21 protein-coding genes and 1 riboswitch are annotated in these 20,742 nt (G+C 74.7%); of the genes, 11 read left to right on the forward strand and 10 right to left on the reverse strand.

The window, feature by feature from the left end:
- Positions 1–189: 189 nt before the first annotated feature.
- A riboswitch (ZMP/ZTP riboswitch) is annotated at positions 190–277 on the forward strand.
- Between the two features lie 39 nt (positions 278–316).
- The 5 genes from glyA (at position 317) to ACH436_RS11430 (ending at position 4,923) form a co-directional block, all read left to right on the forward strand.
- Positions 317–1,600: a serine hydroxymethyltransferase gene (gene glyA, locus ACH436_RS11410; protein WP_430560294.1), complete on the forward strand. Its 1,284-nt coding sequence runs from the start codon at positions 317–319 to the stop codon at positions 1,598–1,600.
- Positions 1,597–2,454, forward strand: coding sequence for a bifunctional 5,10-methylenetetrahydrofolate dehydrogenase/5,10-methenyltetrahydrofolate cyclohydrolase (locus tag ACH436_RS11415; protein WP_430560295.1), 858 nt, complete (start codon positions 1,597–1,599; stop codon positions 2,452–2,454). The genes glyA and ACH436_RS11415 overlap by 4 nt, the downstream gene beginning before the upstream one ends.
- 108 nt (positions 2,455–2,562) lie before the next feature.
- The gene (locus tag ACH436_RS11420; RefSeq protein ID WP_430560296.1) at positions 2,563–3,426 is read left to right on the forward strand and encodes a polyphosphate kinase 2 family protein; all 864 of its coding nucleotides are present in this window, start codon (positions 2,563–2,565) and stop codon (positions 3,424–3,426) included.
- 135 nt (positions 3,427–3,561) lie between these two features.
- A complete protein-coding gene (locus ACH436_RS11425) occupies positions 3,562–4,044 on the forward strand; it encodes a VOC family protein (RefSeq protein WP_430560297.1) in 483 nt (160 codons plus the stop codon).
- Between the two features lie 57 nt (positions 4,045–4,101).
- Positions 4,102–4,923, forward strand: coding sequence for an exodeoxyribonuclease III (locus ACH436_RS11430; protein WP_430560298.1), 822 nt, complete (start codon positions 4,102–4,104; stop codon positions 4,921–4,923).
- Between the two features lie 72 nt (positions 4,924–4,995).
- Here ACH436_RS11430 and ACH436_RS11435 read toward each other — a convergent pair whose 3' ends face one another.
- From ACH436_RS11435 to ACH436_RS11450, 4 genes are all read right to left on the reverse strand, one after another.
- Positions 4,996–6,282 (reverse strand): alkaline phosphatase, encoded by a 1,287-nt coding sequence (locus ACH436_RS11435; RefSeq protein WP_430560299.1) that lies wholly within the window; start codon positions 6,280–6,282, stop codon positions 4,996–4,998.
- Between the two features lie 132 nt (positions 6,283–6,414).
- Positions 6,415–7,653, reverse strand: coding sequence for a galactokinase (gene galK, locus ACH436_RS11440; protein ID WP_430560300.1), 1,239 nt, complete (start codon positions 7,651–7,653; stop codon positions 6,415–6,417).
- 72 nt (positions 7,654–7,725) lie between these two features.
- A complete protein-coding gene (locus ACH436_RS11445; RefSeq protein WP_430560301.1) occupies positions 7,726–8,880 on the reverse strand; it encodes a P-loop NTPase in 1,155 nt (384 codons plus the stop codon).
- Between the two features lie 46 nt (positions 8,881–8,926).
- On the reverse strand, positions 8,927–9,517 hold the full coding sequence (locus ACH436_RS11450) for an AAA family ATPase (protein ID WP_430560302.1): 591 nt from the start codon (positions 9,515–9,517) through the stop codon (positions 8,927–8,929).
- A gap of 74 nt (positions 9,518–9,591) precedes the next feature.
- Between ACH436_RS11450 and ACH436_RS11455 the strand changes: the two genes are divergently transcribed.
- On the forward strand, positions 9,592–10,389 hold the full coding sequence (locus tag ACH436_RS11455) for a maleylpyruvate isomerase family mycothiol-dependent enzyme (RefSeq protein ID WP_430560303.1): 798 nt from the start codon (positions 9,592–9,594) through the stop codon (positions 10,387–10,389).
- Positions 10,390–10,402: 13 nt separating this feature from the next.
- Here ACH436_RS11455 and ACH436_RS11460 read toward each other — a convergent pair whose 3' ends face one another.
- Both ACH436_RS11460 and ACH436_RS11465 read right to left on the reverse strand, forming a co-directional pair.
- Positions 10,403–10,906, reverse strand: coding sequence for a DUF1003 domain-containing protein (locus tag ACH436_RS11460; protein ID WP_430560304.1), 504 nt, complete (start codon positions 10,904–10,906; stop codon positions 10,403–10,405).
- A complete protein-coding gene (locus ACH436_RS11465; RefSeq protein ID WP_430560305.1) occupies positions 10,899–12,170 on the reverse strand; it encodes a magnesium transporter MgtE N-terminal domain-containing protein in 1,272 nt (423 codons plus the stop codon). Before ACH436_RS11465 ends, ACH436_RS11460 begins: the two co-directional genes overlap by 8 nt.
- Before the next feature lie 101 nt (positions 12,171–12,271).
- Between ACH436_RS11465 and ACH436_RS11470 the strand changes: the two genes are divergently transcribed.
- Positions 12,272–13,093, forward strand: coding sequence for a general stress protein (locus ACH436_RS11470; RefSeq protein WP_430560306.1), 822 nt, complete (start codon positions 12,272–12,274; stop codon positions 13,091–13,093).
- A 92-nt stretch (positions 13,094–13,185) separates the two neighbouring features.
- Here ACH436_RS11470 and ACH436_RS11475 read toward each other — a convergent pair whose 3' ends face one another.
- The 3 genes from ACH436_RS11475 to ACH436_RS11485 all read right to left on the reverse strand — a co-directional run bounded on the left by ACH436_RS11475 (position 13,186) and on the right by ACH436_RS11485 (position 16,730).
- Positions 13,186–14,136 carry a hypothetical protein gene (locus tag ACH436_RS11475; RefSeq protein ID WP_430560307.1) on the reverse strand — a complete coding sequence of 317 codons (951 nt, stop codon included), beginning with the start codon at positions 14,134–14,136 and terminating at the stop codon, positions 13,186–13,188.
- 136 nt (positions 14,137–14,272) lie between these two features.
- Positions 14,273–15,826 (reverse strand): aminopeptidase P family protein, encoded by a 1,554-nt coding sequence (locus ACH436_RS11480; RefSeq protein WP_430560308.1) that lies wholly within the window; start codon positions 15,824–15,826, stop codon positions 14,273–14,275.
- A 55-nt stretch (positions 15,827–15,881) separates the two neighbouring features.
- Positions 15,882–16,730 carry an alpha/beta fold hydrolase gene (locus ACH436_RS11485; protein ID WP_430560309.1) on the reverse strand — a complete coding sequence of 283 codons (849 nt, stop codon included), beginning with the start codon at positions 16,728–16,730 and terminating at the stop codon, positions 15,882–15,884.
- Positions 16,731–16,903: 173 nt separating this feature from the next.
- Between ACH436_RS11485 and ACH436_RS11490 the strand changes: the two genes are divergently transcribed.
- From ACH436_RS11490 to ACH436_RS11505, 4 genes are all read left to right on the forward strand, one after another.
- Positions 16,904–17,767 carry a PHP domain-containing protein gene (locus tag ACH436_RS11490; protein ID WP_430560310.1) on the forward strand — a complete coding sequence of 288 codons (864 nt, stop codon included), beginning with the start codon at positions 16,904–16,906 and terminating at the stop codon, positions 17,765–17,767.
- Positions 17,764–18,402, forward strand: a complete 639-nt coding sequence (locus ACH436_RS11495; protein WP_430560311.1) for a MarC family protein — start codon at positions 17,764–17,766, stop codon at positions 18,400–18,402. Before ACH436_RS11490 ends, ACH436_RS11495 begins: the two co-directional genes overlap by 4 nt.
- Positions 18,403–18,478: 76 nt before the next feature.
- Positions 18,479–19,240: a FadR/GntR family transcriptional regulator gene (locus tag ACH436_RS11500; protein ID WP_430560312.1), complete on the forward strand. Its 762-nt coding sequence runs from the start codon at positions 18,479–18,481 to the stop codon at positions 19,238–19,240.
- Positions 19,237–20,424, forward strand: coding sequence for a CynX/NimT family MFS transporter (locus ACH436_RS11505; RefSeq protein WP_430560313.1), 1,188 nt, complete (start codon positions 19,237–19,239; stop codon positions 20,422–20,424). The genes ACH436_RS11500 and ACH436_RS11505 overlap by 4 nt, the downstream gene beginning before the upstream one ends.
- Positions 20,425–20,444: 20 nt before the next feature.
- Here the strand turns inward: ACH436_RS11505 and ACH436_RS11510 are convergent, their stop codons facing one another.
- Entirely contained in the window at positions 20,445–20,741 is a 297-nt protein-coding gene (locus ACH436_RS11510; protein ID WP_430560314.1) for a DUF1905 domain-containing protein, read from the reverse strand.
- Between the last annotated feature and the right edge of the window lies 1 nt (position 20,742).

Here is a 20,742-nt window from a genome sequence, read left to right on the forward strand (position 1 = left end):
ACGATGAAGAACCCGCCGCCGCCCGCCGAGGTAGTTCGCGGGCTGCCGAGGTAGTTCATCGCTCGCCGAGGTAGTTCGCGGGCCGCCGAGGTAGTTCATCGCTCGCCGAGGTAGTTCGCGAGCCGCCGAGGTAGTTCGACGCGGCGTCCTGGTCGGAAGGGCGACCGGGACGGGGTGATCGGCTAGGATCGCGAAGGTCGCGACTGGCGTACAGGTGGATCACCACCGGGGAGCGACGCGCTGTGCAGACGACGGGTCGTTCGCCTGGGCCCGGTCGTCGTCCGACACGTCCGTCCGACACAGCTGGAGAACGCCGATGAGCACTCCCGACCCCACGTTCAACGCGCCCCTGGCCGAGCTCGACCCGGAGATCGCGGCCGTCCTCGACGGGGAGCTGGCCCGCCAGCGCGACACCCTCGAGATGATCGCGAGCGAGAACTTCGTCCCGCGCGCGGTGCTGCAGGCGCAGGGCAGCGTCCTGACGAACAAGTACGCCGAGGGCTACCCGGGCCGCCGGTACTACGGCGGCTGCGAGCAGGTCGACATCGCGGAGAACCTCGCGATCGCCCGCGCCAAGGACCTGTTCGGCGCCGAGGCCGCCAACGTGCAGCCCCACTCGGGCGCGCAGGCCAACGCGGCCGTGCTGCACGCCCTCATCAACGCGGGGGACAAGATCCTCGGCCTCGAGCTGGCGCACGGCGGCCACCTCACGCACGGCATGAAGATCAACTTCTCCGGCAAGCTCTACGACGTCGGCGCCTACGGCGTGGACCCGCAGTCGTACCGGATCGAGATGGACGAGGTGCGCAAGCGCGCCCTCGAGCACCGCCCGGACGTCATCATCGCCGGCTGGTCCGCGTACCCGCGCCACCTCGACTTCGCCGCGTTCCGCGAGATCGCGGACGAGGTCGGCGCCAAGCTCTGGGTGGACATGGCGCACTTCGCCGGCCTCGTGGCCGCCGGGCTGCACCCGAGCCCCGTGCCGCACGCCGACGTCGTGTCCTCCACCGTGCACAAGACGATCGGCGGGCCCCGCTCCGGCTTCATCCTGAGCAAGGAGGAGCACGCCAAGAAGATCAACTCGGCCGTGTTCCCCGGCCAGCAGGGCGGCCCGCTCATGCACGTCATCGCCGCCAAGGCCGTGGCGTTCAAGGTCGCCGGCACCGACGAGTTCAAGGAGCGCCAGGAGCGCACGCTGCGCGGCGCGCAGATCATCGCCGAGCGGCTGTCCCAGGCCGACGTCGCCGAGCAGGGCGTCTCCGTCCTCACCGGCGGCACCGACGTGCACCTGGTGCTCGTGGACCTGCGCCACTCCGCGCTCGACGGCCAGCAGGCCGAAGACCTCCTGCACGACGCCGGCATCACCGTGAACCGCAACGCCGTGCCGTTCGACCCGCGCCCGCCGCGCGTCACCTCCGGCCTGCGGATCGGCACGCCCGCCCTCGCCACGCGCGGGTTCGGCGACGCCGAGTTCACCGAGGTCGCCGACATCATCGCCGTCGCGCTGCGGGACGGCGCCGCGGCCGACGTCGACGCCCTCGCGGCCCGCGTCGCGAAGCTCACCGCCGACTTCCCGCTCTACCCCGGGCTGCAGCAGTGACGGCCCGCCTGCTGCCCGGCAAGCCGGTCGCGGACGCGGTCTTCGCGGACCTCGCCCCGCGGATCGACGCCCTCGTCGCCGCCGGGCACCGGCCCGGGCTCGGCACGATCCTCGTCGGGGACGACTCGGCGAGCGCCGGGTACATCCGGATGAAGATGGACAAGGCGACCGAGCTCGGCTTCACCTCGCCGCACATCCACCTCCCGCAGGACGCCACCCAGGCGGACGTCCTGGCGGCGGTCCGCGAGATGAACGACGCCGACGACGTCGACTCCGTCCTCATCCAGAACCCGACGCCCCCGCAGATCGACTTCGACGCGGCCATGCTCGCGCTGGACCCGGACAAGGACGTCGACGGCCTGCACCCCGTGAACATGGGGCGCCTGGCGCTGGGCATGCCCGGTCCGGTGCCGGCGACGCCGGCCGGGATCGAGACGATCCTGGCGCACTACGAGATCCCGGTCGCCGGTCGCGAGGTCTGCATCCTGGGCCGCGGCACGACGCTCGGGCGGCCCCTGGCCCTGCTGCTCTCGCAGAAGCGCCCGACGGCGAACGCCGCCGTCACCGTGGTCCACACCGGGGTGCGGGACTGGCCCGAGTACACGAAGCGCGCCGACATCGTGATCGCGGCCGCCGGCGTGCCGGGCATCCTGCAGCCCGAGCACCTGTCGCCCGGCGTCACGGTGGTCGGCGGCGGTGTGCGGTACGAGGGCCGCAGGCTCCTGCCGGACGTGGACGAGTCGTGCGCCGAGGTCGCCGGGGCGATCACGCCGCGCGTCGGCGGCGTGGGACCGACGACGATCGCCATGCTGTTCCGCAACGCGGTCGAGGCCGCGGAGCGAGCGGTCGCCTGACGCAGGCCCGCCCCTGCAACGAGCGTGCTGACTTGTTCCTCAAACCCGAGGTTTGAGGAACAAGTCAGCACGCTCGTTGTCGGGTCGGACTCGGGGCATGATGTGCGCATGGTCGCGAGAAGCCAGCGTGGGTGGTCGGGAGAACCGGGCGAGCTGCTGAGGGTGGGGCCGGGGTTCCGCCTCGCGGACGTCGACCCGGACGCGAAGCCCGGGTACGACGGGAAGAAGAAGGACGGCGCGGCCGACCTCCTCGCGGGCGAGGAGGAGCTCGACGAGCTGCAGGAGCGCCTGTACGCGCAGAGCCGGGAGGACCCGTCCGCGCCCGCGGTGCTGCTGGTGCTGCAGGCGATGGACTCGGCGGGCAAGGGCGGCATCGTGCGGCACGTCATCGGCGCCACCGACCCGCAGGGCGTGCATCTCGTGGCGTTCAAGAAGCCGACGCCGCAGGAGCTCGCGCACGACTTCCTGTGGCGCGTCGAGAAGGAGGTGCCCGAGGCCGGGTACATCGGGGTCTTCGACCGCTCGCACTACGAGGACGTGCTCATCGGGAAGGTGCGCGAGCTCGCGCCGCCCGAGGAGATCGAGCGGCGGTACGGCGCGATCAACGCGTTCGAGGCGGAGCTGGTCGCGCGGGGCACGCGGATCGTCAAGGTGATGCTGCACATCTCGCCCGACGAGCAGAAGGCGCGTCTCGGCGAACGCCTCGAGCGCCCGGACAAGCACTGGAAGTACAACCCCGGGGACGTCGACGAGCGCCTCCTGTGGCCGGCGTACATGGACGCGTTCCAGACCGTCTTCGAGCGCACGTCCACCGAGCACGCGCCGTGGTACGTCGTGCCCGCGAACGCCAAGTGGTACGCGCGCCTGGCGGTCCAGGCGCTGCTGCTGGACGCCCTCGAGGACATCGACCCGCAGTGGCCCGTCGCGACGTTCGACGTCGAGCACGAGAAGGCGCGCCTCGCGGCGTCGTGACCGTCGTGCCTCTCGTCACCGGCGCGGTCGGCAGGGTGGGGCACGCCGGGCGATGAGTTGTCGCGGCCGTGGCGGTCACCCCTGCTGACGGCACCGCGCACCACCTGCGGCGGGCCCCGACGACGGGAGACGGACATGGTCGACGCACGCACCCACCTGTGGTTCGGCAACAACCGCGCGCACGAGGCGGCGGCGTTCTACGCCGAGCACATCCCGGGGTCGTCGGTGGAGTCGGTGCTCATCTCGCCCGAGGGGGTGCCGGGCGCGGAGGCCGGGGCCCCGTTCGTCGTGGAGTTCACGGTGGCGGGTCTGCCGGTGACCGGTCTGAACGCCGGGCCGGAGTTCCGGCTGAACGAGTCGTTCAGCTTCTACCTGCGGGTCGACTCCCAGGACGAGGTCGACCACTTCTGGGACGTCCTGACGTCCGACGGCGGCGAGCCCGGGCCGTGCGGCTGGTGCAAGGACAGGTTCGGCATCTCGTGGCAGGTCATCCCGCGCCAGCTCGAGGAGCTGTCCGGCGACTACACGACCGAGGCGAACCTGCGGGTGATGAACGCGATGCTGCAGATGCACAAGATCGACGTCGCCGCCCTGGAGGCCGCGTACCGCGGGGAGTGACGCACCCGACGCGCCCGCAGGGCGGGGGTGTCGGGTGCGTGTGATCGAATGGCCGGCGTGCTGACCGTCGCCACCGCCAACGTCAACGGCATCCGTGCCGCCTTCCGCCGCCGCATGGACGCCTGGATCGCCACCCGCACCCCCGACGTCCTGCTGCTGCAGGAGGTCCGTGCGCCCGACGAGCTGGTGCACGAGTACCTCGACGGCTGGCACGTGGCGCACCTGCCCAGCGAGCTCAAGGGCCGTGCCGGGGTGGCCGTCGCCTCGCGGCTCCCGCTGCGCGCCGTGCGCATGGGCCTCGCCGCCCACGGCCCGGACGGGGAGCCCGAGCCGCCTGTGGACACGGGCCGCTGGGTGGAGGCCGACGTCGAGCTGCCGGACGGCGGCCTGCTGACGGTCGTCTCCGCCTACCTGCACTCCGGGTCCACCGGCCCAGGCCAGGAGCACACGATGACCGCCAAGTACGCGCACCTGGACAAGGTGACGGCGCGCCTGACCGAGCTCGCCGCGGCCGAGCACCCCGCCGTCGTCGCCGGCGACCTCAACATCGCCCACCGGAACGTCGACATCGCCAACTGGAAGGGCAACCTCAAGAACGCGGGGTTCCTGCCCGAGGAGCGCGCCTACGTGGACCGCTGGACGGGCGAGCTCGGCTGGGCCGATCTCGGCCGGGCCCACGGCGGCGAGGGCCCCGGCCCGTACACGTGGTGGTCGTGGCGCGGGCAGTCGTACGTCAACGACCGCGGCTGGCGCATCGACTACCAGCTCGCCAACGCCGCGCTGGCGCCGCGCGCCGTCAAGGTCGAGGTCGACCGTGCGCCCACGTACGAGGAGCGCTGGTCCGACCACGCCGCGGTCGTCGCCACCTACGACCTGTAGGCACGCTGTGAGCGGGCGTCTGGCCCTGTGTCGATCCCGAACAGGGCCAGACGCCCGCTCACCACACCCTGGTCAGCGGTGGCCGCGGGGGAACATCGCCTTCTGCACGGCGTCGTGCACGTCGGTGTTGAGCTGCGGCCCCGACAGCCGCTCGGCGCCCGGCCCCTGCGCGGTGATCGGCGTGGCCTCGCCGGTGTGGCCGCCGGTGGTCCAGTCGACGGTGAACTCCAGGTCGGTGCCGGGGATCGGGAACGGTCCGTCCTCGGCGGTCTGGCCCTCGCCCGACTCGTCCTCGGGGTCGACGTTCTCGATCGCGAGCCCGCCCGTGGCGTGGTCGCCGACGACGAGCACCAGGGTGTCCCGGTGCTTCTTCTGGAAGTCGAGGGCGAGCGCCACGGTCTCGTCGAGCGACCGGCCGGCCTCGATGGTGCGGGTCGCGTTGCTCTGGTGGGCGAACTCGTCGATCGCCTCCTCCTCGAGGAAGAGGAAGAAGCCGTCGCGGTCGCGCTGGAGCACGTCGAGCGCCTTGGCGGCCATGTCGACCAGCGGCACCTCGGGGGAGTAGACGTCGCCCTCGCCCTCGTTCGCCTGCTGGAACATCTCCTCGTTCGCGAACAGGCCGAGCAGCCTCCGGCCGTCCGCGCCGGCGAGCCCCTCGGCGTCGCTCACGTACGTGTACCCGAGCTCCTGGGCCCGCTCGACGAGGTTCCCCTCGGTGCCCTTGCTCTGCTCCTCGGGATCCTCTGGCGGGTTGTCCGGCCACGCGCCGGGCTCGCCCTCCGGGTACCAGAAGTCCTCCCCGCCACCGAGCAGCACGTCGGGGCGTGACTCCTCGAGGTACTGCCGGGCGATCTCGCTCTGGTCGTAGCGGTCGGTGACGTGCGCGCCGAACGCCGCCGGGCTGGCGTCGGTGATCTGCGCCGTCGAGACGAGCCCGGTGGCCTTGCCGGCCTGCCTCGCGTCCTCGAGCAGCGTCGGGACCGGGGTGCCGTCGGCGTCGACGCCCACGGCGCCGTTGAACGTCCGCACGCCCGTGGCGAACGCCGTCGCGCCGGCGGCGGAGTCGGTGACCGCGTCCTCGGGGTCGGCGGAGTCGGTCGCGGTCCAGCCGGCCTCGTCGAGGGAGTCCATGACGAGGTGGCCGTCCTTGCCCACGCTCGCGAGCCGGATCAGCTCCCGGGCGGCCAGGCCCATGCCGTCGCCCTGGAGCACGATGACGTTCCGCGCCCGGTCCTTGCCCCCGTGGTGGTTGCCGTGGCCGCGGTCGCTCGCGGCCGTCGACCCGACGGCCGCCCCCGCGGCGACGAGCGCCGTGAGCGCCGCCGCCCCGACGCGGCGCATGGTGGTGCGTGCTGGCATCGCTCCTCCTCGAACGATCGGGCACGGCGGCGGTCGTGCCGCCGCGCCCTCGCACCGTAGGCAGGCCCCCGCGTCACCGGCATCCGGGCGACGTCGCCGCAGGTCGCGGCCGGCCGGGGGGCCGCGCCGGGGTCAGGCGGTGCGGCCCGCGGGCGCCGACGGCGGCGCGAGGAGGAAGCCGGGGGAGCGCAGGCCGGCGGCGTCGAACGCCTCCTGCACCGCCGCCGCCACGTCGTCGACGGCGTCCGCGCGCACCAGGGCGATCGCCGAGCCGCCGAAGCCACCGCCGGTCATGCGGGCCCCGAGAGCGCCGGCGGCCAGCGCGGCGTCCACGACGAGGTCCAGCTCGCGGGCCGAGACCTCGTAGTCGTCGCGCAGGGAGGTGTGCGAGGCGACCATCAGCGGCCCGACCTCGTCCGCGCGGCCGGCCGCGACGAGGTCGCGGAACCGGGCGGCGCGGTCGATCTCCGTGACCACGTGCCGCACGCGGCGGGCCAGGACGCCTTCGGCGTCGTGCGGCGCGAGCGCGGCGAGCGTCTCGTCCAGGCGTGCCGGGTCGACGTCGCGCAGGGTCTCCACGCCGAGCAGCGCGGCCGCGCGCTCGCAGGTGGCGCGCCGCTCGGCGTACTGGCCGTCCACGAGGGCGTGCTCCGCCCGCGTGTCCACGACGAGCAGCGTGAGCCCGGCCGCCGCCAGGTCGAACGGCACGGGGGTGCCGGACTCCAGCGCGGACAGCCCGGGCCGGGAGTCGACGAGCAGCGCGTGCCCGGCGGTGGCGCGCAGCGACGCGGCCTGGTCCATGCCGCCGGTCGGTGCGCCGGCGATCTCGTTCTCCGCGCGCACGCAGGCCGCGACGAGGGCCGCGCGGCCGGCGTCGTCGTCGGCGAGCCCCAGGCGCCCGGTCTCGTCGAGCGCGACCGCGACCGCGCACTCCAGCGCGGCCGACGACGACAGCCCCGCGCCGAACGGCACGCACGAGTCGACGACGGCGTCGAAGCCGCGCACCTCGTGCCCGTCCTGCGCGAGCGCCCACGCGACCCCGACGACGTACGCGCCCCAGCCCGTCACGGCTCCCGGCGCGACGTCGGCCAGCCGCGCCGACCAGACCTCGCCCGGCGCCTGCGCGGACCCGAGGCGCACGACGTCGTCGTCCCGGTGCCGCAGGGCGACGTAGGTGCGGTGCGGCAGCGCGGTCGGCAGCGCGAGACCGCCGTTGTAGTCGGTGTGCTCGCCGATGAGGTTGACCCGGCCCGGCGCCGACCAGACGCCGTCGGGCGCGCCGCCGTCCCCGAAGGTCTGGGCGAACAGGTCCCGGACGCGCCGCGCGCCCTCGTCGTCGGACCAGGACTCGAGCCACTCGGGCGTGCTCATGGCAGGACAGCTCCTTCGCAGGGGACGGCATTGCGGGGCGCCGGCGAGGCGCCCGGGGGAGGGTATCGCGGGTCAGCTGGTGACAGGGCTGAGGTTCAGGCGCATCCCCGCGAGGCCGCGCGACCGGCCCGCCAGGGTGCCTGCGACGTCGCGCAGCACCCGCGCGCCCGCGGAGTCGGGGTCGGAGAGCACGACCGGCGTGCCGTCGTCGCCCGCCGCGCGCACGGCGACGTCGAGCGGCACCTGGCCGAGCAGCGGCACCTGCGTGCCGAGGGTGGCGCCCAGCCGGTCCGCGACGCGCTGCCCGCCGCCGGACCCGAACACCTCCAGCCGGGACCCGTCCGGCTGCTCCAGCCACGACATGTTCTCCACCACGCCGACCACGCCCTGCGAGGTCTGGGTGGCGATCGACCCGGCGCGCTCGGCGACCTCCGCGGCGGCGGCCTGCGGCGTCGTCACGACGACGATCTCGCTGCCCGGCAGGAGCTGCGCCACGGAGATGGCGATGTCGCCGGTGCCGGGCGGCAGGTCGAGGAGCAGCACGTCCAGGTCGCCCCAGAACACGTCCGCGAGGAACTGCTCCAGGGCGCGGTGCAGCATCGGCCCGCGCCACACGACCGGCTGCCCCTCGGGCACGAACATGCCGATCGACACGACCTTCACGCCGTGCTCGATCGGGGGCAGCAGCATCGAGTCCACGCGGGTGGGCTGGCGGTCCACGCCGAGCATGCGGGGGATCGAGAAGCCGTAGATGTCCGCGTCCACGACGCCGACGTTCAGCCCGTCGGCCGCCATCGCGGCCGCGAGGTTGGCCGTCACGCTCGACTTGCCCACGCCGCCCTTGCCCGACGCGATCGCGTACACCTTGGTCAGCGAGCCGGGCTGGGCGAACGGGATCACCGGGTCGCCGGCACCGCCGCGCAGCTGCGAGCGCAGGGACTGCCGCTGCTCCGGGGTCATGACGCCCAGCTGCACGTCCACGCCGGTGACGTCGTCGAGCGCCTCCACGGCGGCGGTGACGTCGCGCACCAGCGTGCCCTTCATGGGGCAGCCGGCCACCGTGAGGTCCACGCCCACCGTGACCCGGCCGCCGTCGTGCACGTCCACCGAGCGCACCATGCCCAGGTCGGTGATGGGCCGCCTGATCTCCGGGTCGACCACCGACGTCAGGGCGGTGCGGACGCGGTCGCTCAGCGGTACGGGGCCGTCGGGGGAGCCGGAGGTCATGCCTCGATCCTAGGTCCGCCCGGCGGCGGCGCCGGTGCGTCGTGGGTCACGGCCGGGCGCCCCGGCCGGACAGCGCGGCCGAGACCCGGCGGGCCAGCGCGGGCACGTCCACCGGTGCGATGGTGTCCTGCCGCACGACCGGGCCGAGCCCGAGCGGCGCGGCCCCGGCGGCCCACGCCGCCCACTCGGCCGTCATGTCCCTGTCGTCGGCGTGCACGGGGTGCCGGCGGCCGGCGCGGGCCGCGTGGCGCCGTCGGGCGACCTCGAGCGGCACGTCGCACCAGACCTCGACGACGGCGTCCGCGCCCGCGGTCGCGAGCCCGCGCAGCGCGTGGTCGAGGTCGCGGGGCCGGAACCACCACGACTCGACGACGACGCGCGACACGGGGGCCGCGGCCAGGCGCCACACCGCCTCCATCGCCACGGCGCCGACCGTGTCGGTCCCGACCAGGGTCGGTGCGCCCGGCCCGACGGCGTCCGCCAGGGCCTCCTTGACGCTGTCCTTGCCCAGCGACGGGGCGTCCAGGCGGGCCGCGAGCGGGCCGGCCAGCGTCGTCTTGCCCGCCCCGGGAAGCCCGTTGACCAGCACCACCTGCCGTGCCACGCCCACCGCCCGCTCGTCACCGGATCCGTCCACGGGAGACTAACGTCCCCACCCCGGCGCCGTCCGGGCGCCGCGCGGTCGGCCCTGCCCGCGGCTACGTTGACCGCATGGACGCCCTGGCCTCGCTGGCCCGAGACTCGGCACTGCTCGTGACGGCCGTCGAGGCCGCGCCCACCGGCGCCGAGGTGCCCGCGTGCCCGGGGTGGACCGCCGCCGACCTGGCCCACCACGTGGCGCTGGTGCAGTCGTTCTGGGCGTCCGTGGTGGGGCGCGAGCCGGGCTCCGGGCGTCCGGGCGGCGACGTCGTCCCGCTCGAGCGGCCCGCGGACGACGCCCTGCTCGCCGGTCTCCTGCGCGACGCCACGGCGCGGCTCGTCACCGCGCTCGCGGGTCGTGACCCCCTCGAGCCCTGCTGGTCGTGGCACCCCGAGGGGCGCTCCGTGGGGTGGGTGACCCGGCGACAGCAGCACGAGGCGCTCGTCCACCGCGTCGACGCCGAGCGGACGGCGGGCCAGGGCGTCACACCCCTGGACCCCGACATCGCGGCCGACGGCGTGGACGAGGTGCTCGACGTCCTCCTCGGCGGTCACCCCGCATGGACGACGTTCGCCCCGGACGGCGGCACCGTCGCCGTCGTGGTGGACGCCCCGGGCGAGGCGCCGCACCGTTGGGACGTGGGGCTCGGGCGGGTGCGCGGCACCGGCCCGGGGTCGGGCCGGTACTACGACGTGCCCGGCGGGCTGCTGGTCGACGACGGCGGCGAGCCGGACGCCGTCGTCGCCGGCGCCGCCGCCGACCTCGACCTGTGGTTGTGGGGACGGTCCGGGCGCCAGGAGCTGCGCGTGACCGGCGCGACGGGCGCGGCCGACGCGCTGCGGGCGGCCGCCGTCGGCGCCATGCAGTGACCGCGGTCCCGGCTCACGGCGCCGCGTCGCGACTGCGCCCCGAGTCCTTCTCGTCCAGCTCCTCCAGGAGGTTGCGGATCTCCGACCGGACGAAGTCGCGCGTGGCGACCTCGCCCAGCGCGATGCGCAGCGCCGCCATCTCCCTCGCCAGGTACTCCGTGTCGGCGAGGTTGCGCTCCGCGCGCTGGCGGTCCTGCTCGGCCGTGACACGGTCGCGGTCGTCCTGCCGGTTCTGCGCGAGCAGGATGAGCGGCGCGGCGTAGCTCGCCTGCAGCGACAGCATGAGGGTCAGTGCGGTGAAGCCGTTCGACGCGCTGTCGAACCGCAGCGACTCCGGGCCCCACGAGTTCCATGCCAGCCACAGCGCGCAGAACACCGTCAGGTAGATGAGGAAGCGCGGCGTGCCGAGGAAGCGGGCGATCGCCTCCGTCGCCCTGCCCACCGCGTCCTGGTCCATCTGCGGGCGCGGGATGAGGGTGCGGCGGGACTCCTTCGGCTGGTCGAGGCGGTCAGCCACGCGGCACCTCCTCCAGGTTCTCGTCGATGTGCTCGCGCCAGTCGTCCGGGAGGATGTGGTCGAGCACGTCGTCGACGGAGACCGCGCCCAGCAGCCGCTTCTCGGAGTCGAGGACGGGCAGCGCGAGCAGGTCGTAGGCCGCCAGCAGGCGGGTCACCCGGCCCACCGGGGCGTCCGGCGTCAGCCACTCCGTGTCCGTGTCCAGCACCGACCCGACCGACGCGTGCGGGGGCTCGCGCAGCAGCCGCTGGAAGTGCGCGACGCCGAGGAACCGGCCGGTCGGGGTCTCCAGCGGCGGGCGCACCACGAACACCATCGAGGCCAGCGCGGGCGGCAGGTCCTGCTTGCGGATCTGCGCCAGCGCCGTCGCGATCGTCGTCTCCGGGCCGAGGATGACGGGCTCGGTGGTCATGAGGCCGCCCGCCGTGTCCTCGTCGTAGGACAGCAGGCGGCGCACGTCCTTCGCCTCCTCCGGCTCCATGAGCTCCAGGAGGCGGGTCGCCTGCTCGTCGGGCAGCTCGTTGAGCAGGTCGGCGGCGTCGTCCGGCTGCATGGCCTCCAGGACGTCGGCCGCACGGCCGGAGTCCAGGCGGGACACGATCGCGACCTGGTCGTCCTCCGGCAGCTCCTCGAGCACGTCGGCCAGGCGCTCGTCGTCGAGGGCGCTCGCCACCTCGAGGCGCCGGATGTCGCCCAGCTCGTGCAGCACGTCCGCCAGGTCCGCGGGCCGGAGATCCTCGTACGCCTCCAGCAGCTTGGTGGCGCCCTGCTCCTCAGTGGAACCGGCGAGCCCCGTGACGGCGTCGACCGGCACGACGAGCGTCTCGCCGCGCCGGCGCAGCGACAGGCCCTTGCTCGCCTGCCGACGGCGCACGAAGAGCTGGTCCACCAGCCAGTCGCCCGTGCGCTGGCGCGTGATCGACAGGTCCTCGACCGTGGCCTCGCCCGACCCGTCCGTGAACCGCACGGTGCGGTCCAGCAGCTCGCCCAGCACGAGGGACTCCATCGCGCGCTGCTCGAACCGGCGCATGTTGAGCAGGCCGGTCGAGATCACCTGGCCCGCGTCGATCGCGGTGACCCGCGTCAGCGGGAGGAAGACACGTCGCCGGCCGGGCACCTCGACGACCAGGCCGACGGCGCGGGGCGCGCCCTTGGCACGGACCAGCACGACGGCGTCGCGCACGCGCCCCACCTCGTCACCGATCGGGTCGAAGACCTGGGTGCCGGCGAGCCGTGCCACGAAGACCCTGGTTGCCGCGCTCACGTCGGTCAGCCTACGCGGGGCGGCCCCGTCGGTCCTGGTAGGAGGCGCGGGGCGCCGGTGGCCTGGTGGTGTCAGGGGCGCGGCTGGGCCAGACTGGGCCCATGAGCTTCAGCCGCCCGAACGCCGTGCCACGCGTCCCGACCCTCCCGGCGGGCGACGAGGTCGCCGCGTACGACACGTACCTCGAGGCCCAGCAGGCCGTCGACTACCTGTCGGACCACAAGTTCGCCGTCGAGCACGTCACCATCGTCGGCACCGACCTGCGCATGGTCGAGCGGGTGACCGGGCGGCTGACCTACGGGCGTGTGGCGCTCGCCGGCGCGCTGTCGGGCGCCTGGTTCGGGTTCTTCGTGGGCCTGCTGCTCAGCCTGTTCGGCGGTGCGCAGGCGGGCGGGGTGCTGCTGGTCGGCATCGGCCTCGGCGCCGGCTTCGGCCTGCTGTTCTCCGTGCTGTCCTACGCGCTCACCGGCGGGCGTCGTGACTTCACGTCGTCGTCGCAGATCGTCGCGTCCACCTACGCCATCCTCTGCGCGGCGGAGCAGGCGGGCGAGGCCCGCTCGATGCTGATGCAGTCGCCCGGCGGGCTGGGCAAGGCGCGCCGGGGAGCCGGCGCGGCGCCGACCCCGCCGGTCGGCGCCCCCGCCGTCGGGTCCCCGGTCGCCGGCGGCCCGGCCGCCCCCGCGGCCCCCGCCGCGCCGCGCACGCCCGACCCGCGCTGGACCACCCCCAGCGGCGCGCCGCGGTACGGCGCGATGCGGCCCGCGCAGGAGCAGGCTCCTGCGCCGGAGGGCACCCCGACGCCGGAGCCGCAGAGCCCTCAGCCGGGCACCCACCAGCCTGAGCCTCGGCAGCCGCAGGAGGGCGACCCCGAGCAGCCGAAGGCGCCGGAGCACGACGACCCGTACCGTCCGCCGCAGCCCTGAATCGCCCTGCCCAGATCAGTTCGGCAGCCCTGTGATCTGGTCGACACGTCGGCCTGCCGAGGAGATCAAGGCCATGCCGAACAGAACCGCGCTCACGGCGGTGGCGGCAGCAGGGGGTGCTGCCGGAGCGTCCGTCGGAGCTGCTCCGGAAAGCGTGCGGTCAGTGCTCGCGTGACCTCACCGAGGCGGGAGCTGCCGACGGCGGTCACCCGCACGGGGTTGATGCCGGTCGCACGGATGGCATCAAAGCGCTCCTTCTCCCGCAGCAGCTCCTGGGCGGCGTGGTGACCGGGCCGCACGCCGTCGTCGCGGTACTTCACCAGCCCGTCGAACTCCGCGTACACGGACCAGTCCGGCCAGCCGAGGTCGCAGTGGAAGACGCCGCGTGCGGTGGTGATCGGCGCCTGGGTGATCGGCCGGGGCAGGCCGGATCGCAGCGCCACGTACCGGAGCCAGGTCTCCCAGGCGGAGTCGGCGCCGGCGTCCGCATGGTCCAGGACCCACCTCGCCCGGCGCGTGCCGTTGCGCCGGCGCGTGACCTCGAGCGCGGCACGGCACTCATCGAGGTCGACGCCCCGTGCCAGGGCGTGGTCGGCGATCACCAGGCCTTCGAGGGGATGCATCGACCGGGCACAGTCCGCCACCGTGCGTGAGACGGTCGTGACGGGCAGGCCGCCCTGGTCCACGCGGTGTGCGGAGGGCACCGTGCCCAGGTGCCGCGCGAGGTCCGCAGCCGCGCCCCCTGACCGGCGGTACGCCTGCACGACGTGCGTCACGGCGGGGACGCGCCACAGCCGGAGACCGTGGAGCATCGCAGCAGTCTCGTGGCTGAAGACGTGGTCCGCGTCGAGCTGGCGGTGCGCGGCCGCGGCGAGCGCCCGGGCACGCCGTCGTGCCGTCTGGGACCGGTGCTCGTCGCGGCGCTTCTCGACCGTCCGGTAGGCGCCGCGACGCAGCCGCTCGAGCTCACCGCCGCGCCGCGCCTGATCCAGCACGTGGCGCTGGAGCTCGCCTGCGAGAATCACCGGCTCGTCGTCGATCATGCGCACGAGCGTGCCGCAACTCCCCGCCTTCCGGCGGCGGCCTGTGGACGGGCGCCGTCTGTTCGGCAGCAGGTGGATCTCTTCGGCATGCTCACGTGCCGAAGAGATCCACCCGGTGCCGAACGGACGAGGGGGATCAGCCGCGCAGGCGGGCCATCCAGGCCTCGACGTCCTCGGGGCGGCGGGGGAGGGCGGCGGAGAGGTTCTCGTTGCCGTCGGCGGTGACGAGGACGTCGTCCTCGATGCGCACGCCGATGCCCCGGTACTCCTCGGGCACCGCGAGGTCGTCGGCCTTGAAGTACAGCCCCGGCTCGATGGTGAAGACCATGCCGGGCTCGAGCACGCCGTCCAGGTAGAGCTCGCGCCGCGCCTGGGCGCAGTCGTGCACGTCGAGGCCGAGGTGGTGGCTGGTGCCGTGCACCATCCAGCGGCGGTGCTGCTGGCCCTCGGGGGAGAGGGAGACCTCCGCCGTCACGCCGTCGGGCAGCAGGCCCCACTCCTCGAGGCGGGCCGCGATGACCTCCATGGCGGCGGCGTGGATGTCGCGGAACTTCGTCCCCGGCTTCGCGACGGCGAACGCGGCGTCGGCGGCGTCGAGCACCGCGGTGTAGATGCGGCGCTGCACGTCGGTGAACTCGCCGTCCACGGGCAGGGTGCGGGTGATGTCCGCGGTGTAGAGGGAGTCGACCTCGACGCCGGCGTCCAGCAGCACGAGCTCGCCCGAGCGCACGACGCCGTCGTTGGTGATCCAGTGCAGCGTGGTGGCGTGCTCGCCGGCGGCGGCGATGGTCTCGTAGCCGACGGTGTTGCCCTCGAGGCGGGCGTGCGCGTCGAACGTCGTCTCGATGACGCGCTCGCCGCGGCGGTGCGCGACGGCGCGGGGCAGCGCCGGCACGACCTGCTCGAAGCCCTCGACGGTGCGGGCCACGGCCTCGCGCAGGTGCTCCAGCTCGAGCGCGTCCTTGACGAGGCGGATCTCGGACGTCGCCTCGACGAGCTCCGCGTCGTCGGCCTCGGACTCGACGCCGGCCTCCTCGCGGATGGCCTCGACGAGCGTCTCGACGGTCTCGTCCGCGCCGGTCACGACCAGCACGCGCACGCCGTCGACGCCGACGTCCTTGGCGAGCGCGTCGCGCAGCTCGTCCACGTGGCGGGCCTCGACGCCCGTCAGCGTCGTGACGTCGTCGAGCGACGGCCGTGCGCCCACCCAGAACTCGCCGTAGCGGGCGTCGGCGTAGAACTCCTCGGTGTCGCGCGCCGCGAGGGGCCGCACGTACAGCACGGCGTGGTGGTGCGTGCCGTTGCCGTTCCCGTCGGGGTCGCCCTCGCCGTCGGCCACGGGGTGCAGCACGAGCACGGCGTCGGGCTCCTGGTCCGTGCCGAGCCCGGTGAGGTGCGCGAACGCGGAGTGCGGACGGAACCGGTAGTCGGTGTCGTTCGAGCGCACCTTGAGCGGGCCGGCGGGGACCACCAGCCGCGCGCCGGGGAACCGGGCGGACAGCTTCGCACGGCGCTCGGCGGTGTACGGCACGGCCTCGCCGGGCTCGACGTCGAGGTCGGCGCGCTCGCCCCACTGCGAGGTGATGAACGCCTTGAACGCCTCCGAGACGGGGCGCTGGGAACGGTTGCTGCCGCGGTCCTCCGAGCGGGGAGCGGGCGCGGTCTCGTCGACGGGGGTGGTGTCGGTCATGCTCCCCAGTGTCCCACCGCTCGACGGGCCACCGGCCGGGCCCCCGGACGACGCGTCAGACGCGCGCGAAGTCGTGCAGGGCGCGGCTCAGGACGCGGTTGAAGGCGTCCGGGGCGTCGGAGTTGACGTCGTGCCCCGCGTCCGGCACGACGACGAGGGCACCGCGCTCGGCGGCCGCCACGTGACGCGACTCCTCGAGCCGCATCCGGTCGCGGGCGCCGTTGACGAACCACACGGGCACCTGCAGGGCGCGCGTGCTGGCCACCGACGAGCGGCCCGCGAGGTGCGTGAGCGCGTCCGTGACGATGTCCCAGCCCGGCCGCGGGACGCCGTCGCCGAGCAGCGCCGCGACCTCGAGCCCGCCCGCGCGCGACCGGCCGCCGGTGAGGGCCGCGCGCCAGGCCTGCGAGGCGTCCCGCAGCCCGCGGCGCACCGCCGTCGTCCCGGTGACGGCGAGGTGCGCGACGTCGCGGAACAGGGCCACGGGCTTGCCCTTGGGGTCCGACGAGCAGCCCGCGGCGACGACGCCGGCGAGCGGCGACCCCGCGGGGGCGGCCGCCTGGTGCGCCGCCCACGCGAGCGAGGTGTACCCGCCGAGGGACAGCCCCACGACGACGACGGGGGTCCCCGCGCCGAACGACGCCGCCGCCTCGTCGAGCACCTCGAAGGCCCGGGGCATGGAGAACCGCTCCCGGTGGAGCGCGCCGTGGGCGGGCAGGTCGACGGCGACGGCGTCGTGCCCGGCCTGGTGCACGTGCTCGACCTGCCGCTCCCAGATGGCCGACGACGTGCGCATGCCGTGCACGAAGACGATCCCGGCCTGCCGGGGTGCGGGGTCGAGCGAGGTGCCGGCCGCTGCGGGCGCGGCGGGGGCAGGGGCGACGTCGGCGCTGGGGAAGTTCATCGCGAACGATCGTCCCCTGCGCGTCGGGGCGTGTGGGGGGCGCCGGCGGCGGGGGCGGTGGAGAGGTTGTGCCGACTCCTTCACGGGTGCGGGGGCCGAAGGTGTCGGACGTCGCACCGCGGGGGCGCCCTTTCGCGCGTGCGGGCGGGCGGGCGTCCCTAGAATCGGTGATCGTGACACCGTCCCGGATCGACCTCCACACCCACTCGCGGGCGTCCGACGGGACGGACTCCCCGCGTGGCGTGCTCGAGGCGGCGGCCGGGGCCGGGCTGGACGTCGTCGCTCTCACCGACCACGACACCACCGCCGGGTGGGACGAGGCGGCCGACGCCGTCGTCGCGACGGGGGTCGCGCTGGTGCGCGGCACCGAGATCTCCACCCGCGTCACGACCGAGGGCGGCAGCATCTCGGTGCACCTGCTGTCCTACCTGCACGACCCCGACGACGCCGTCCTGCGCGCCGAGTGCGACCGCACCCGCGTCGACCGGCTCACGCGGGCCCGGCGCATGACCGAGCGTCTCGCGGAGGACTTCCCGCTGACGTGGGAGGACGTCGTCGCGCAGACGGGTGACGACGCGACGGTCGGCCGCCCGCACCTCGCGGACGCGCTGGTCGCGGCCGGCGTGGTCGCGTCGCGCGACGAGGCGTTCGCCACGATGCTGCACCCCGGGGCCCGCTACTACGTGCCGCACTACGCCCCGGACACCGACGCGGCCGTCCGGGCCGTGCTGGGCGCGGGCGGCGTGCCCGTGATGGCGCACCCCGGGGCGGGGGCCCGCGGCCGCACGGTGAGCGAGGCGACGATCGCGGCGCTCGCCGCCGTCGGGCTGGCCGGGCTCGAGGTGGACCACCGGGACCACGACGTCGGCACCCGCGACCGGCTGCGCGGCCTGGCGGGGGACCTGGGCCTGCTCGTCACCGGCTCCAGCGACTACCACGGCACCGGAAAGCTCAACCGCATCGGGGAGCACACCACCGCTCCCGAGGTGCTCGCACAGATCGAGGAAAGAGGTCGGCTGGACGTGATCCGTCCGTGAGCGCGGTGCTGGACACCGCACTGTTCACCGAGGTGTTCGTCACCCTGTTCGTCATCATGGACCCGCCCGGCACCGTGCCCGTCTTCCTGGGGCTGACGTCGGCGATGGGGGCCAAGCAGCGCAACCGGGCGGCGCGCCAGGCGATCCTCGTCGCCTTCGGCGTGATCGTGGTCTTCGCGCTGTTCGGCCAGCAGGTGCTGCACTACATGGGCATCACGCTGCCGGCGCTCCAGGCGTCCGGGGGTCTGCTGCTGCTGCTCATCGCGATGGAGCTGCTCACCGGCAAGATGGAGGAGCCGTCGCCGTCGGGCAACAAGGGCGTCAACGTGGCCCTCGTCCCGCTGGGCACCCCGCTCCTGGCGGGGCCGGGCGCGATCGTCGCGACGATGGTGTTCGTCCAGCAGACGCGGGTGTCGGACGAGGGCGGCGCCCCGCAGCTGGTCGCGATCGCGGTGGCGATCGTGCTGGTGCACGTGTGCCTGTACCTGTCGATGCGGTTCGCGAACGTCATCCACCGCGTGCTGCGGGAGTCGGGCGTCACGCTGGTCACGCGGATCGCGGGCCTGCTGCTCGCGGCGATCGCGGTGCAGCAGATCGCGACGGCGGTCACCGAGTTCGTCAAGATGGCGCAGTAGCGCCCGCGGGCGGCAGCCGGCCGGGGAACCTCCCGGCCGGCGTCGGCGCGGAAACATGGGATGTTAGGGTCTTTCGGTGTCCGAACCCGCCCTCCCCCCGGCCCTGCCCATGACGTCGCCGATCTCCCCGCCCCGCAAGGTCTCCGAGCTCGTCGTCGAGCACCTGACCGGCCTCGTCGAGCGGGGCGAGTGGCCCGTCGGGTCCCGCATCCCCGCCGAGCCGGAGCTCGTCGCCCAGCTCGGCGTCGGGCGCAACACCGTCCGCGAGGCCGTGCGCGCCCTGGAGCACGCGGGCATCCTCGCGCCGCGCCGCGGCGACGGCACCTACGTGCGGGCCGCCAGCGGCCTGGACGCCGCCATCGGGCGCCGGGCGCGCACCTCCGACGCGCTGCAGGTGCTCGACGTGCGCAGCGTGCTCGAGCGCGGCGCCGCGCGGCTCGCCGCCGGCCGGTCCGACGGCGACGCCCTGGCCGGGCTGCGTGCCGCCCTGGAGGCCCAGGAGGCGGCCGCCCGCGACGGCGGGGAGGACGAGTTCCGTGCCGCGGACATCGCCTTCCACGCCGAGCTGGTCCGCTCGGCCGGGAACACGCTGCTCGCCGAGCTGTACGACGGGATCGACCACGTGCTGGTCCGCACGCTCGCGACCGACGCCCACGGGCGCCACCACCGGGACGTGCCCGGGCACCGGGAGGTCGTGGACGCCGTCGCCGCGGGGGACCCCGACGCGGCGGAGCGCGCCGTCGAGGTCACGATGGCCGCCGTCCGGGCGCACCTGGTCGAGCGTGCCGCCGCGGCGGCAGGCCCCGCGTCCGGCCCGACGGCGGGGGAGGGCGCGTGAGGCTGCGTCGCCCGCTCGGTGCCGGGGCCGTCCTGGCCATCGTCCTCGCCGCGCTCAACCTGCGCCCCGGCGTCGTCGCCGTCTCGCCGCTGCTGGGCGAGATCCTTGCCAGCGAAGGGCTGAGCGCCACGGCCGGCGGCGTCCTCACGACGCTCCCGGTGCTGTGCTTCGGGATCCTCGCCCCCGTGGCGCCCGGGCTGGCCCGCCGGGTCGGGCTGGAGCGCGCGCTGTTCGGCAGCCTCGTGCTGCTGTGCCTCGGGTTCGCCCTGCGCCTGGTGCCCGGGACCGGGCCGCTGCTGGTGGGCACGCTCGCCGTCGGCTCCGCGATCGGGCTCGGCAACGTGCTGCTGCCCGCCCTGATCAAGCGCGACTTCGCCGACCGGGTCGGCCTCATGACGGGGCTGTACTCCATGGCGCTGTCGGGCGGCGCCGCGCTGGCCGCGGGCCTCACCGTGCCCATCGCGACGGCGACGGGCATGGACTGGCGCGCCACGCTGGCCTCGTGGGGGCTGCTGGCCGTGCTGGGCGCGGTCGTCTGGGCGCCGCGAGCGCTGCGTGCGGGCGGCCGGGCCGCACGGGTCCGTCCGCCGGGGGCCACCCCCGCGGACGCCGCGCGGTCGGTGTGGCGCAGCCCGCTGGCCTGGGCGGTCACGGTGCTCATGGGCACGCAGTCGCTGTCGTTCTACGCGGTGAACGCGTGGCTGCCGGAGATCTTCGTCGCCGCCGGGCGGAGCGTCGCGGTGGGCGGCTGGCTGCTCGCGCTGACCAACCTGCTCGGCATCGTCGGCTCGTTCGTCACGCCCGTGCTCGCGGGGCGGATGCGACGGCAGCGGGGGATCGGCGTGGTCATCGTCGCGCTCATCACCGCGGGCCTGACGGGGCTGATCCTTGCCCCCGGCGCGGCCGTGCTCTGGGTGGTGCTGCTGGGGCTGGGCCAGGGCGGCGGCATCAGCCTCGCGCTGACGCTCATGGCCCTGCGGACCGAGGACGCCGCCCGCACGTCGGAGCTGTCGGGCATGGCGCAGAGCGCGGGCTACGTGCTGGCGGCCTGCGGGCCGCTGGGACTCGGCGTCGCGCACGACGCCACCGGCTCCTGGACGGTGCCGCTGGTGCTGCTCGTGGTGGCGTCGCTGGTGCAGGGCGTGGCGGCGTGGTTCGCCGGGCGGGACGAGATCGTGCGCTGACCCCGGCGCCGGAGCAGGGCTCAGAGGCCGACCGGCTCCAGCGTGACCCGCACCGTGCCGCCCGGCTGGAGACCCTCGGCCTCGCGGACGGCCTTCTTCATCGGCAGCACGTAGCCCTGCTGCTCGTCGCTGGGGAACACCGACGTCGACCATGTGGTGGCGCCGACGGTGACGGTCACCCTGATCGACCCGAACCCGCGCGGCGGCAGGGGGAGCTCGGCGAGGGTGTCGGACTCCTCCGGCGGCACGGTGACGAACCACCACGAGTCCGTGCGCACCTGCCACTGCCACAGCGGGGCGGAGAACGTCAGACGCATA

This window comes from Isoptericola sp. NPDC019693, assembly GCF_044389085.1.
In the GTDB taxonomy this organism is placed as follows: domain Bacteria; phylum Actinomycetota; class Actinomycetes; order Actinomycetales; family Cellulomonadaceae; genus Isoptericola.